The following is a 12,920-nucleotide window of genomic DNA, read 5'->3' as shown; positions in this document are numbered from 1 at the left end:
GGGTGGTTTTCCGGGCCTGCCACCGTCGCTCAATGGTGAGCCAGGGCCTGAACCGGGGTAATGCGGCATGCCTTGGCGGCCGGGTAAAGGCTCACCGCCAATCCCAACACGAACACCACCAGGTTGGCGACGGCCACGTCGAGGGCCCGCACGTCCGGGAATATCATGCGGGAGATGCCCCACATTTCAGTTCCCGATGCAAACCGCGACAAATCGATGCCGTCCTGCAGAAACAGGACGGTGGCGGCCCCCAGCAGGTTCCCGGCGATCAGGCCGGCGGCGATCAGGATGGCCGTTTCGCAGAGGATCCCCGCGAGAATGCCGGCCGGCCTGACGCCCAGGGCCTTGAGCAGCCCGAATTCCCTGATCCGTTCGAAAACGGCCATGAGGGTGGTGTTGACAATGCCGAACCCCATGGCCACGAAGGTCACCAGAAACCAGATCCAGATGAACTGGTCCGACAGTTCGAGGTATGCCTTGAGCATGGGCAGCAGACGGTCCCAGGTGTCGACGGAAAGCGGCCGGTCAGACAGCCGGTCGGCAATTGACCCGGCCAGGTCCGATTCGGCGCGGCTGCCGGTCAGGCGGCCGGGCAGGCTGATGGATATTTCACTGATGCGCCCCTGCATGGCCAGAAAGGGGTCGATAACCGCCAGGGGGGCAAATACGAATGCTTTTTCCGTGGCCTGCATTTCCGACTGAAAAATTCCCTTGATGGTGAAGGCCTTGGATGCCAGCTGCCCCGCTGCGTCCCGCGTGGTGATGATCAACCGTTTGCCGACCCGGGTCTGCATGTCATCGGCCAGCGCCTGACCGATCAGAATCCGATTGGTGTCCGTCGATGAAAGATAGTGTCCCCGGGCGACCGCCGTGCCGATGAACGACACCCGCTTTTCCCTCTGCGGGTCCACGCCGACCAGGGTCACCCCCTTGGCATGCCGGGCGTTGGCTGCCATGGCGGCGAGGCGGATGCGCGGGCTCCAGGCCGTGCCGTCGGGCAGGGTTCGGGAGAGTACCGCCTCGATGGGGGGCAGGGCGGTGATGCTGTTGGCAATCGACGGGTCCTGGCGGTAGGCCCGGTGCTGGATTTTAATGTTGCCGGTCAAGGTGCGGATGCCGTTTTCCAGCATGCCGGTTTCCATGCCCCGCATCAGGGCACCGAGAACGACCATGCTCCAGATGCCGACGACGATGGCCGCCAGCACCACCAGCGTCCGTCGGGGGTTGCGCCAGATATTCCTCCAGGCCATCTGAGCCAGCATGGTTTTTCCTTCCGCCCTCAACCGTGGGCGATTGCAGCCACCGGTTTGAGGCGGCTGACCCTGAAGGCCGGGAAAAGGGCCGCCAGGAAGGTGATCAGGAGTACCGTCAGGGGGCCTGCCGATACCGATATCATGGAGAGCCGCGGATACATCATGCCGGACATGCCATATTGGGCGAGCAGGTCGCTCCCGCCGGTCAGGTCAATGCCGTGCGCCTGGAAATAGCCGGTGAGCAGGGTTCCGGCGGCCACCCCGGCGGCGACCCCCACCAGTGCGATCCACAGGGATTCACCCAGCACCAGCCGGACCAGGCGGCCCGGTGTGGTTCCCAGGGCCATGAGTACCCCGAACTCGCGGGTGCGTTCAAAAATGACCATCAGGAAGGTGTTGAAGATGCTGAAGGCCACCACGATGATCAGCACCCCATACATGATGACGCCCATGGACAGGTCCATGGCGATGCTGTCCATCAGGCCCGGATTGAGTGTCTTCCAGTCCAGCACCCGCAGCGGTCCTCCGGATGCGCGGGACGGCAGTCGCGCCCGGACCTTTTGCTGGATGGGCGCCGCGTCTTCCAGAAGCGCGGCGACGACCACGATTTCGTGAACGCTTTCCCCCATTGCGAACAGGTCCTGAAACGCGGTCAGCGGCATGACCATGGTGTCGCGATCCACCGCGTCGATGCCCGAGGAAAAGATTCCCCGGACCGTGACCATCCCGGCGGCGATGGATCCGTCCCGGCCCTGACCCAGTAATGTCAGTTCATCGCCGACGGTTACGTTCAGGCGCCTGGCCAGAAGATGGCCCAGGACGGCTTCCAGGCCGGCTGCGGCGGAGAACCAGTCGCCCGAACGGATCCAGTCGGCCATCGCCGTCACCCGGGGTTCGTTGAGGGGGTCTACCCCCGAAATAAAAATGCCGACGCTGCGGTCGTTGGAAGAGACCAGGGCAAAGCCGTTGCCCCGCATGGTGGTGGCGCGGATGCCGGAGATATCGTTTAAAAGGGCGTTGATTTCGCCCGGGCGGTCAACCGTGTCGCGCATCTGCCGCTTTTCGTGATAACCGGCGGCCTGGATCTGCAGGTGTCCGGTGCGGATGCGAAGGGACGCGTTGATCATCGTTTCGTAGGCGCCGAACTGCAGGGAAAGCATGAAAATCAGGAGCACACAGGCAAAGGCGATGGCACCCATGGTCAAAAGGGAACGCCGGGGGTTGCGCCACACATTGCGCCAGGCCATGTGTTGCATCATTCCCATGGCCGGTCTACTTCCGCCCGGTTTTCAGTGATGAAAGGGTGAAGATGGTCGGCGACAGGCGCGCTTTGAAGGTCAGGCGACGATACACCAGTTCTGTGTATTCATCTTTGGCCCCGGTTTTCTGCATCCGCCAGCGGGAGGGGAAAAGCCGGTCGCTCATTTCACGGATGTCATGGCAGGTCATGGTTTTTACCGGCAGGCGGTCTTCGTCGAAGAAGGTTTGCGACAGGAGGATGAAATCGCCGCGGATGGCCAGCCGCTGGAGGCCCCACACCACAGGCGCCTCGGGTTTGGGTGTCGATTCGATCAGGTGGACGCGGTGCCCGTCCTTCTCGATCGTCTCTTTCAGCGTGTGGGTGTAATCGTGAAGGAGGCTGTCGGATTTGGCCAGATCATTGTTGGAAAAATCCGATCCCATCCAGGACTGGGACATCATGGACGGCGGCAGTTTGATGGTGCGGTTCACCTTGGGATTGTACGTCCACATCCCGGCACCTTTTTTCAGCGTGCCGTTCCCCCTGTCTTTGGCCGGGCGCTGAATGCGGATGAGGCTGTCCGACTGGCCCTGCGTCCATGCATCCATGACCATCTCTCGCTGCCAGCCGGGACGAACGATGGTCATGGCCACCGTGGAGACGGATGCATCGCCGCGCATGTAATTGAAACTGGCGGCCACAATCTGTGCCGCGGTCATGGCCCCGATCGATGGTGGCTGCATCGCCGGCAGGCAGATGAACAGTATTGCCGTTATCCACTTTCGGTGCATGAACCCATCCTTCCCGCTGCCTGTCCGATCGTCCTCCCGGGGTGATCAATCCGCGGCCGGTGAAGCCGCCGGCGATTCCCGGGACACGTCCGGAAGGGCCTCTTCGGTGATGGGGCTGGAGACATCGGAAGCGACGGGTGCATCCGCAGCAGGTGCGGCAAGGCCGGCCTGGGGCTGCGGTGCCGCCACGCCTTCCGGTTCGGTGGCAGCGGGTGCGTTTTCAGGTGATTGGGGCGAGTCCGGCAGCCCGGCGGGATCGCCGGCAGGCGGCGATGCCGGCTGAGCCGGGGGGGCTTGCGGTGGTGCGTTTTCCGGGGAAGCGGCGGCGGCGGGCAGGGGGGCGGCCGCGTCGCTTTCCGCGGGCGGTGTCGATTCTACCGGTTTCACGGACTGGAGGTTGTCGATGGTCTGGTTGGCCTTGGCCAGATTGGCCCTGGCCGATTCGAGATCCTTCATGGCAACGGCGAGCTGCTTTCGGAGTCGGCCGCCGGCTGCCTTCTCTTTGTCCAGCGCCAGGCGTGCGGTTTCAAGTTCGCTCGCGGCGGTTTTCAGCGCAAGCGTCATCTCCCCCATCGATGCGGCTTCTGATGTGACGGCGGCTTTTTCCGTCTCCATCCAATCCTCATGGAGGGCGGCGAACCGGTTGCCGACGATCATTGAAAGCAGGGCAAAACAAAGTGTGAACGCGGCACACGCCAGGGTCAGGGTCGACAAGAGGGCATTCGTGCCGGCGGGTTTTTTCTCGGTTGCGATATCAGCCGTCATGGGCGCTTTCCCGAAAATGGAGTTAATGGTCGTGTCGACGATGGGTCAACAGTCCGGTCGATGATTGCCGCGCGGGGATCAGCCGTCAGTGGAGCCCACGATCACGGTCAGGGACCATTCACGGTATTTTTTATCAATCCTGGCGGAAACATCCATGCCGATGGTGGAAAACACCCGCTGCAGGAACGAGGCATACGAGGGCGCCGTCTCCTTGCTGTTTACCGCCAGAAGGAGGCCTTTCGGCGGATTGGAAAAGGCACTCCGGGCAACGCCATTGGTTTTCCAGCCGTCAGCCGTCAGGACTTCATCCAGCTGTTTGGCCGTCAGTTCCGAGCCGTCGTCATCCATGACGCAAAAGATGTCGACATTCCCCTTGGGCCCCGGGTCGAGCAGCGCGATCAGCTGTTCGCGCTGGTTGTCCGAAAGGCTGCCCTCGGGCTCCAGCTCCAGGTCGAGGGTCAGCATGGTTTCGCTTCCGTCACCATCCTCTGATTCCCGGGCCTGGTGCTCTTTGATGGCCGCTTCGGCGATCTCCAGGCGCTTTCTGGCATCCAGCAATTCCTGGCGCAATTCCTGGGCGGATGAGTTGCTGGTTTTCAGTTTGAGTTGATTGATGTCCTGATGCTGCTGGGTTTTCAGCAGTTCCCTGCGGATTTCTTCAGCCGTCTTTTCCAGGGATTTGATTTGTTTCCGGGAGGATAGAATGTCTTCTGAGAGGCGGTTGACGAGACGTTTGGATTTTCCGATGGTCAGAAACGCCAGGATTCCCGTCAGCACCGCAAAAACAACCGTTGACATCAGCATCCAGTTGCTCAGGGCGGCGACGGATTCCATATTGGTCCACCATGTCAACATAGGCGATAACCTTTCGTGGAACAGTATTGGAGATGTTGGCTGGAACGCAGCAACTGTTGACAATACAAACTAATTGGATGCAATTCAAGCTCTTTCTGGCGCCTGCGGGCATGCGGATCAAATGATCCCGTGGTTGGCAACCCTTGCCTTTTGTGGTATTTGAGGCCCTCGAGCAGAACGCAGCCGCCAGGCGGATCGACCTCCGCCGGATGGATGCCTTTCAGCGAAACGAAACAGGAGAAACAGCCCATGGGATGGATGGGAAAACTGGTCGGCGGAACCATCGGATTTGCCTTTGGCGGGCCTTTGGGGGCCATATTCGGGGCCGCATTCGGACACGCTTTCGATACGGGAGCCGAACTCGATGCCGCCGCCGGCAGCCGCCAGCGGCTGTCAACCGTCGAGCATCATCAGCTGACCTTTTTCGTGGCGGCGTTCTCCATGCTGGCCAAACTGGCCCAGGCGGATGGCCGGGTGAAAAAAGAGGAGGTTGATTCCATTCAGGCGTTCATGGAAAACGATTTGCGGCTGGATGGGGAAAGCCGGAATGCGGCCGTGAATATTTTCCGGACGGCCCTGAACGCCCCGGGGACGTTTGACGATTTTGCCGGTCAGTTTTATGGCCAGTTTCACCATCAGCCCCAGATGCTGGAACTCATGATCGACATCCTGCTGCGGGTGGCGGTGTCGGACGGGCGGATGACCCGTGGGGAGGAAATGCTGATCCTTTCCGCCGTGAAAACTTTCAATTTCAATACCCTGCGCTACGAGCAGCTGAAATCGCAATATGTGCCGACAGCGGACAAGGCCTACGCCGTGCTGGGATGCAGCCCGAATGATTCCGATGACCAGGTGAAACGCTGCTATCGCCGGCGCGTTCAGGAGTACCACCCGGACAAGATCGCCGCCAAGGGGCTGCCCGATGAATTCACCCGTTTCGCCCATGATAAATTTCGTGAAATCCAGGACGCGTGGGAGCAGATCAAGGACAGCCGGGGGATCAAGTAGCCGCCGCTGTTCCGCCCGCCCGCCTTCTGACCTGGGCATCACCCCTTGTCACAACGGTTGTCAATCACCCAATCACCCGCAAACGGGTGATTGGATGAAGCCCCCTCGAAGGGGGCTGAAAACCAGATCAATAAGCGTCGAACACCGGCCCTCCGACATTGACCGATGTTTTTTCTCTCGCCCAGCCTGTCGTGCATTGCGGGGCTTCGCTCGAGGGTGCAGAGACGCGGAAACGCAAATTTTAGTTTTTTTCTCTCGCCCACTTCGTTAGAGGACGCAGAGACGCAGAGGGGTTGATTTTTGAGGAACGAAATCAAGAGGAATGGATTGAAACCCTGTTTTGGTTTTTTGGGCGCAGCCCATATAAAACGCTCTCTCTGTGGTCTCTGCGGCTCTGCGAGAGATTGTTTTTTTTATCAAACGACCAAGTGGAGTGTTCTCCGCATTCGACGTTCAATGTTCAACAAAAGCTTCTGCTGGTTGAATATCTCGCCGGCACGGTCCGACGCGCTTCGGGTCGCTCGGGCAGAGCCCGAATTTTTTTTACTGCAAATAGAGCCTCTTCGTCCCGGTCAAGCGGCATGGATGGCGGATCGAACCATGTTGGCAAAGCTGACGTTGCCCATGGTGATGGTTTTCACCAGCCGGTCCTGCTTTCGATCCAGCCGCCGGATGATTTCCCTTTCCGGCAGACCCCGCGCCATCAGCGAGCGCACCGTGCCGGCAATGTCCTCGAGGTAGGCCAGTTTGGCGCGCAGCCGGCGCCTGCCGTTGTTCAGCACCGGGTTGTGGCCGCAAAAGAGCGCTTCGAAATCGTATCGCAGGACAGCCCGGAGCGAGCGGATCTGCAGATCGATTTTTTCATCGGATCGGAAAAATTTGATCCGGTCTCCCAGATACAGATCGCCGCAGAAAAGCCACCCGTTGCCTGGCTCCAGGTAAACCGTGTGATCCCTGCTGTGGCCCGGCGTGTGAATGGGGATAAAGCGGTACCCGTCGGATTCCACAACCGCGGGCAGGGGGGACACGTCCACCCGCCGGGCCCGTCCCCATATGAAGTGCTGGTAGGGCAAAATGGGATGGATATGGACCATCTTGCGGGCGGTCAGGGGGTGTCCCAGGACGGTCGCACCGCATGCCCCGGCCACCAGGGCCGCGTTGCCGCTGTGGTCTTCGTGATGGTGGGTCAGCAGAAGCCGACGGATTCGATGGCCCCGTATGAATGTCTTCACGGTCCGGGCCATCCGGGTCTGGCCGCTGTCGATGAGCGTGTCGCCCACCAGATAGCAGTGCACGTTCATCAGCGGCCGCCCCACCATGCCGTAACCCATTTCCAATGCCGTCACCCCGGCATTGAAACGATGAAGTTTGACGATATTCATCTCAGGTGCGCGTCTCCCTGCATGGCCGGCCCGACCGGTTGTGGATGGGCACCGGGTTATTCGTAAATCTTTTCATCCACCGCCTCCGCCTGGTCCGCATCCATTTCCCAATTCCTGGCGCCGGTATCCGATGCCTGCCCGGCATGGGTGCGGTACCATTCGTTGGCGATAATCATGGACATCACTTCATTGGTGCCGGTCCAGATGGACGCCAGCCGGAGGTCGCGCACGATGCGTTCCACCGGAAAGACGTTGGTGTAGCCAATGCCGCCCATGACCTGCATGGCATTGTGGGCCACCTGCTGGCACGATTCGGTGACGAACTTTTTGGTCTCGGAAATCAGTCGGCGGGTCGTCCCGGGCGGCTCGCCACGGTCCACCGCCGTGCAGGTGGCGTAGACCATCGCCCGTGCCGCGTCCAGCAGCATGGCGGCTTCGGCGACCTGGAAACTGACCCCCTGGAAGGTGTTGATGGTGGCGCCGAACGCTTTTCGCCGGCTGGAATAGCGCGTGGCCACATCCAGTGCCGGTCTGGCCGCGCCGATGGTCATGGCGGCCGTTCCCAGTCGTTCGGGGATCATCATCGTATTGAAAACCGCATAGGCGCCGTTGACGGTTCCCACCACGTTGGCCCGGGGCACCCGAACGTCCCTGAACACGATCCGGCCGGCCCCGCCGCCGCGGCAGCCCATGAGTCCGTAGAGGTATTCGGTCTGCACCCCCGTATCCCGATCGACAATAAAGCAGGTGAGGGATTCATGGGGTTTGCGGTCGGACGCCGTTTTGGCATACACCAGGAAAAAATCAGCGCCCTGGGCCCCCACGATAAACCGTTTCTGTCCGTTCAGCAGAAAATGGTCGCCGTCCTCCACGGCCGTCGTGGTCGTGCCGAAAAAGTCGGACCCGCCCCGCGGTTCGGTGAGGCATTCGGCGGCAAACAATTCCCCCCGGAGCAGGGGTTTGACGTACCTTTCCTTCTGATCGTCCGTGCCATGGCGGATGATGGCATCGCAGACCAGTTCGGCGCCGACGCCGAATACGCAGGCAAAGATATACCCCAGGGTTCCGACCTCTTCCATGGCCATGGCCGTCGTTACCCAGTCCATGTCCCGGCCGCCCCATTGTTTCGGATACCGGCACCCCATGAGGTTGCGCCTTCCGGCTTCCTCAAGAAACGCCCGGGGGAACTGGATGCGGTCCTGGTCCATGTCCAGGATCATCTGGCGGGGTACCCATTTGACCAGATCCCTGACTTCCTCGCGGAAGGCCTTTGCCGGGTCGGACAGCAGATGCTCAAACATGGTTCTTTTCCTTTTCAAGCTCTTTCAGCCGGGTCGTCAGGCGTTGCCTCACCCTGATCATATCCGCTTCCATGTCTTCCAACTCCTTCCTGCGATGCCTGATTTCGGCCAGTTTTTTGTCACCGTAGGCCAATGCGTTTCTGATTTGGTCGATCTCGTTGATGTCCACGTCCGCCAGGCCGATCATTCTGGCGATCTCGTCGAGGGTGTAACCGAACCGTTTTCCCCTCAGGATCAGTTTCAGGCGGGTCCGGTCTTTCCGGGTATACCTGCGCTGGTTGCCCGTCGTGCGAAGGGGCTGGATCAGCCCTTTTTCTTCGTAAAATCGGATCGCCCGGCTGGTTATGGAAAGTTCGGCGGAGAGGTCGGATATGGCGTAGGTCGTTTTTTTCACGGCTACCCTGACGGGTGAGGTCGCGTCCATCCGTCGGCCGGTAAGTCGGCCATTTCCGGATGGGCACCAACTGATTGCAGTAAATTAAACCTCGGGCTATGCCCGAGCGACTCGAAGCGGTTCGGACCGGTCCGGCGAGACGTTCAATCGGTAATTTTATGAACATCGAACGTCGAATGCGGCGATCGCTTCGCTTGGTCGTTTGATAAAAACAATCTCTCGCAGAGTCGCAGAGCACACAGAGAGAAACAGCAGAAAAGATAAAAAACGGGACCCAAACATTTGCCCTTCATTTGGTTTCTTTTCAAAAATCCTACACCTCTGCGTCTCTGCGCCCTCGAGCGAAGCGGGCGAGAGAAACAACATTGCTCAATGTATGACGTTCGGTACTCGACGTTTACTGATCTGGTTTTCAGCCCCCTTCGAGGGGGCTTCATCAAACCACCCGCTTTGCGGGTGGTCGGTGATTTCGACTTTTTACGAGTCCGCCAATAGTTAACCTTTACGTCAAGGTTAACTTAATAGGAGAAACGTGGCCCTTTGTCAACCCACCGGCACTCCCCCTCAACGGATCAGCGTTGGAATGGAAAGGCGCTTTCCGCCGCGCCGAAAATAGTGTCGGCGGCCGATGCGAGTTCGAGGGCCTCCTGGGGGGTCATGCCGGCGGTGTCATCGAGAACGGGCTGGCGGGCGACCTGCGCATACACGTCCAGGCGGGGCTGCGGGATGCCCGAGGTGGAAAACAGACAATCGTTTGCCCAGTCGATATAGATGGGTTCCGGCCGCATCCGGCGTGCATCTTTGCCCAGATCGGCGCACAGCAGGTCGCTGACCAGTCTGCGTTTGACATACGGATCGGCATCGGGCCTGAAGGGGATTTCCCGTTTTTTCAGAATGTGATCCATGATGCTCTCTTCGATCGTCGCCACGATGGCCGCCGGTGAGGAATAGCGCGAACGGATCCCGTTTTCGGACGCTTCGAGTGAGAGAATGGAGTAGCCCATTTTAAAACTGGTAAAGTTGACCACGGTACGTTGCCCGCGTATGGACCGGTCGTCTTTTGACAACAGATCCGCCACCGACGGATAAAAGGTCGGCCGTGACAGACACACGCCGGACCGCTCCGCCATGGCCTGGTAGGACAAACCGTAGCGGCCGCTCGGGTTCCAGATTGACCAGCTTTGGCCCGATGCCTTTTCAATGCCCTCGATCTGGGCGCCGATTTGCCGGGGCGGGTACCAGAAGCCTTGGATCCAGGGCCGGATCGGCTTGCCCGTCCGGTTCATCATGCTGCGCATGCTGGCTTCCATGATCACTGCCGGGAATTCTCCCGGTGTTTTTTTGCCCAGGAATCCGGCCGGGAAGTGGGACGGATAGAACATGGGGCAGATGACATCCAGGTGGGGGGCCATTTTCTCCAGGACCTGCCCGACACCGAAGTCATCGGTTTTCCAGGCGGTCAATCCGAAGATGTCTGCGGAGACGCTCACCCCCAGCGGTTTCAATTCACGGTAGGCTTCTTCGAGAAAGGACGCGATGCATTCCGATTTCGAAAAACCGGGCAGGGTGCCGGGGTAGTGGATCCTTGAGAGATCGCCGTCACTGGGAAAACGGACGTAGTCGAACTGGATTTCATCAACGCCCATGCGCGCCAGTTCTCTGCACAGGGCAATGTTGTACGCCCAGACCCGGCGGTCGCTTGGATTGGACCAGTGAAGGCCATTGGCGTCGGTCCACGGAGAACCCGTAGACGCATCCATGACGCTCAGCGACGGCATCGTTGCAGCCAGTTGGTGATCGGCAAACACATCCAGTTTGGCAATGGTGCGGATGTTGTCTTTTTTTAACCGGGCCACATGCCTTGAAAGGCCCGAATGCCCGGCGGCGACACCCATCTGGACGGCCATGGCATTGCCGGACGGCCACAGCAGCTTGCCCCTGGGGGTTTTGACATGCAATACGACGGCATTGACCGGCGTCAGGGCGGCGTAATGGACAATCTCATCGAAGGTCCGCCGGGTGATTTTATGGGGGGGGACGTACAACGCGTTGAATCGATCCGGCTCGGCGGCGGCCAGGGCTGAATGGTTCCAGACCACCGCACTTGTCAAGAGGACCAGCGCAATCCAGAATCCTGTGAAGGAGGGGCGTGATTCGGAAGTCAAATTCCTGATCATCCTTTCTCGGCCAGCGGTTCATCGGTGGCTGAAATCGTTTCGGTGTGGCGCACTGTTGTCGATTGTGCTCAAACCGGTTATCGGCATGATCAGGATTTCATCAAGGCGGGAAGCACATTTTTTGACCCCGGGCTATCCAATCGTGTCCAAAAGGGTGCCACGCATTTCATCATCGGTCTGGATGGTCTTGAGATTGGCTTTGTATCCTGAACGGGTCGCTATCGAATCGGTCAATTCCTGTGCAAGATCGACGTTCGATGGTTCAACGTCTCGGGTCCCGCCATTTTCTTCGACCCGCTTGACGGTGCCGGGCGTATCGACGATATCGACCTCCGCTTCGACGCCACCGGACAGGCCTTCCGTAAATGTCGTGCGGCTTTTTTTAAAGCCGTCTGAATTCACATTGGCGACGTTGTTGGCGGTCACTTTCATTTTAACCGAAAATGCCGAGATTGCCGAAATGGCCGAATTCAATGGTGACATCATATTCGTCCTTCAATCCTTTGATTGGTAATGGGTATCGCGTCTGTTCCTGCCCGCCCCCAAGGGAACCCGTTGCCCTGATCCGGATTTGGCAAACGTCATATCCGCTGCATACAACGATATGCCTGTGGGACCTCCCGTGATTCATACGGGGGGTAAAAGTGGTCGCGGGTCCTGATTCCGACCCTTTTTCGTTTCAGGGCGGACACTACTGATCAGCAAATGCTGTGCCGGTTTCATTGATGTTTATATATATAATATAATCAAAAGGATGAAATATTTAATCCGAATCCTTTGACTGCATGATGACAAAGATTGGCACGATGGCGCCTCCCATTGGATGGTCTTCGTGCATTTGGCCGCGGGAGGAAAAATCTGCCGATGCAGATGTTAAAACCTTCCCTGCCGGGACAGGGTGCGGCTCATATGGCGGGTTGACACGCGGCGGTGTTGAAATCGGATCCGATTGAATTTCCTATCTCAAAGCCCCATCGGCCAATGGCCGGTTTGTGAAAAGGACGGGCACGATAAAAAATATACACTGTTATTACAGTCGGTTGAATTTAGACATGGCAGGGGATTGCAAAAAACCAACACAGCTGTGACCATCTGTATACGCCCTGGAGGGAAAAAAAGCGGGGGCAGGACACAAATTTTTTCTTGTTTGCATGATTATTGCTGTCAACGATGTTGCCGTCCGCAAGCGGTCGGCTCGGTCGGGACCGCAGCAGGCGACAATTTTTTTTTCAGCGCAATGAACATGATCTATTTTCGGGAGACTCCCATGGTAAGCATCGACCCAGACAAAACGATTTTGAACATCACCGAAGGCAACCCGTCAGCCAGGCGCTCAAACGTAAAAAAAGGCGAATTTGATTCAATCTTCCGAAAGGCGGTTGATTCCACGTCAACCGGGGGTGCCGGCGCGGTGTCAGCGCAACCGGTTTCAGAGCTTCGTCCGGCGCGATTTACAACGGCGCCGCCGCCGTCAGCGGGCCAGGTCGTTGACCGGGTCCAGCGCCTGATCGATACGATGGAGGCCTATCAGCAACAATTGATTGAAAAGGGGGCCACCTTGAAAGACATCCAGCCGCTGGTCGACCGGATGGCATCGGAAAAGGACGCCCTCAGTGGGATTTCCACTTCTTTAGAGGGGCAGGAAAGCCTGCGAACCATCGTCAACCAGTCGTTGATGCTGTCATCGATGGAGATCGCCAAATTCAATGGTGGTCACTATAACAATGGTTGACCCGTGACCGTCCGGCACTCAC

Annotated in this window: 12 protein-coding genes; 2 read left to right on the top strand and 10 right to left on the bottom strand. The window is 58.8% G+C overall.

All coding sequences use genetic code 11. The features are described 5' to 3' along the window. Positions 1-29 precede the first annotated feature (29 nt). The 5 genes from DSCA_RS05065 to DSCA_RS05045 all read right to left on the bottom strand — a co-directional run bounded on the left by DSCA_RS05065 (position 30) and on the right by DSCA_RS05045 (position 4,883). Positions 30-1,262, bottom strand: a complete 1,233-nt coding sequence (locus tag DSCA_RS05065) for an ABC transporter permease (RefSeq protein WP_155315392.1) — start codon at positions 1,260-1,262, stop codon at positions 30-32. Positions 1,263-1,279: 17 nt separating this feature from the next. Continuing rightward, positions 1,280-2,518: an ABC transporter permease gene (locus tag DSCA_RS05060; protein ID WP_155315391.1), complete on the bottom strand. Its 1,239-nt coding sequence runs from the start codon at positions 2,516-2,518 to the stop codon at positions 1,280-1,282. Between the two features lie 7 nt (positions 2,519-2,525). After that, positions 2,526-3,284, bottom strand: coding sequence for an outer membrane lipoprotein-sorting protein (locus DSCA_RS05055; protein WP_155315390.1), 759 nt, complete (start codon positions 3,282-3,284; stop codon positions 2,526-2,528). Positions 3,285-3,329: 45 nt separating this feature from the next. After that, positions 3,330-4,049, bottom strand: a complete 720-nt coding sequence (locus DSCA_RS05050) for a hypothetical protein (RefSeq protein ID WP_155315389.1) — start codon at positions 4,047-4,049, stop codon at positions 3,330-3,332. A 78-nt stretch (positions 4,050-4,127) separates the two neighbouring features. Beyond that, positions 4,128-4,883 (bottom strand): BAR domain-containing protein, encoded by a 756-nt coding sequence (locus DSCA_RS05045; RefSeq protein ID WP_155315388.1) that lies wholly within the window; start codon positions 4,881-4,883, stop codon positions 4,128-4,130. 270 nt (positions 4,884-5,153) lie between these two features. Between DSCA_RS05045 and djlA the strand changes: the two genes are divergently transcribed. After that, complete coding sequence (gene djlA / locus DSCA_RS05040) at positions 5,154-5,912, top strand: co-chaperone DjlA (RefSeq protein WP_155315387.1); 759 nt, start codon at positions 5,154-5,156, stop codon at positions 5,910-5,912. Positions 5,913-6,484: 572 nt separating this feature from the next. Here djlA and DSCA_RS05035 read toward each other — a convergent pair. The 5 genes from DSCA_RS05035 to DSCA_RS05015 form a co-directional block, all read right to left on the bottom strand. Then, positions 6,485-7,294, bottom strand: a complete 810-nt coding sequence (locus DSCA_RS05035; RefSeq protein ID WP_155315386.1) for an MBL fold metallo-hydrolase — start codon at positions 7,292-7,294, stop codon at positions 6,485-6,487. A gap of 56 nt (positions 7,295-7,350) precedes the next feature. Continuing rightward, the gene (locus DSCA_RS05030) at positions 7,351-8,595 is read right to left on the bottom strand and encodes an acyl-CoA dehydrogenase family protein (RefSeq protein WP_155315385.1); all 1,245 of its coding nucleotides are present in this window, start codon (positions 8,593-8,595) and stop codon (positions 7,351-7,353) included. Then, positions 8,588-8,989, bottom strand: a complete 402-nt coding sequence (locus DSCA_RS32885) for a MerR family transcriptional regulator (RefSeq protein ID WP_269434646.1) — start codon at positions 8,987-8,989, stop codon at positions 8,588-8,590. Before DSCA_RS32885 ends, DSCA_RS05030 begins: the two co-directional genes overlap by 8 nt. A gap of 572 nt (positions 8,990-9,561) precedes the next feature. Next, positions 9,562-11,154, bottom strand: coding sequence for a putative glycoside hydrolase (locus DSCA_RS05020; RefSeq protein WP_167527611.1), 1,593 nt, complete (start codon positions 11,152-11,154; stop codon positions 9,562-9,564). A 144-nt stretch (positions 11,155-11,298) separates the two neighbouring features. Beyond that, positions 11,299-11,649, bottom strand: coding sequence for a flagellar basal body rod C-terminal domain-containing protein (locus tag DSCA_RS05015; protein WP_269434705.1), 351 nt, complete (start codon positions 11,647-11,649; stop codon positions 11,299-11,301). Positions 11,650-12,115: 466 nt separating this feature from the next. Between DSCA_RS05015 and DSCA_RS05010 the strand changes: the two genes are divergently transcribed. Next, positions 12,116-12,898 (top strand): hypothetical protein, encoded by a 783-nt coding sequence (locus tag DSCA_RS05010; protein ID WP_155315381.1) that lies wholly within the window; start codon positions 12,116-12,118, stop codon positions 12,896-12,898. Positions 12,899-12,920: the final 22 nt, after the last annotated feature.

Origin of the sequence: Desulfosarcina alkanivorans (assembly GCF_009688945.1) — a bacterium.
In the GTDB taxonomy this organism is placed as follows: domain Bacteria; phylum Desulfobacterota; class Desulfobacteria; order Desulfobacterales; family Desulfosarcinaceae; genus Desulfosarcina; species Desulfosarcina alkanivorans.
The sequence above is the reverse complement of the archived record's forward strand: the minus strand, read 5'-3'. Positions and strand labels throughout refer to the sequence as shown.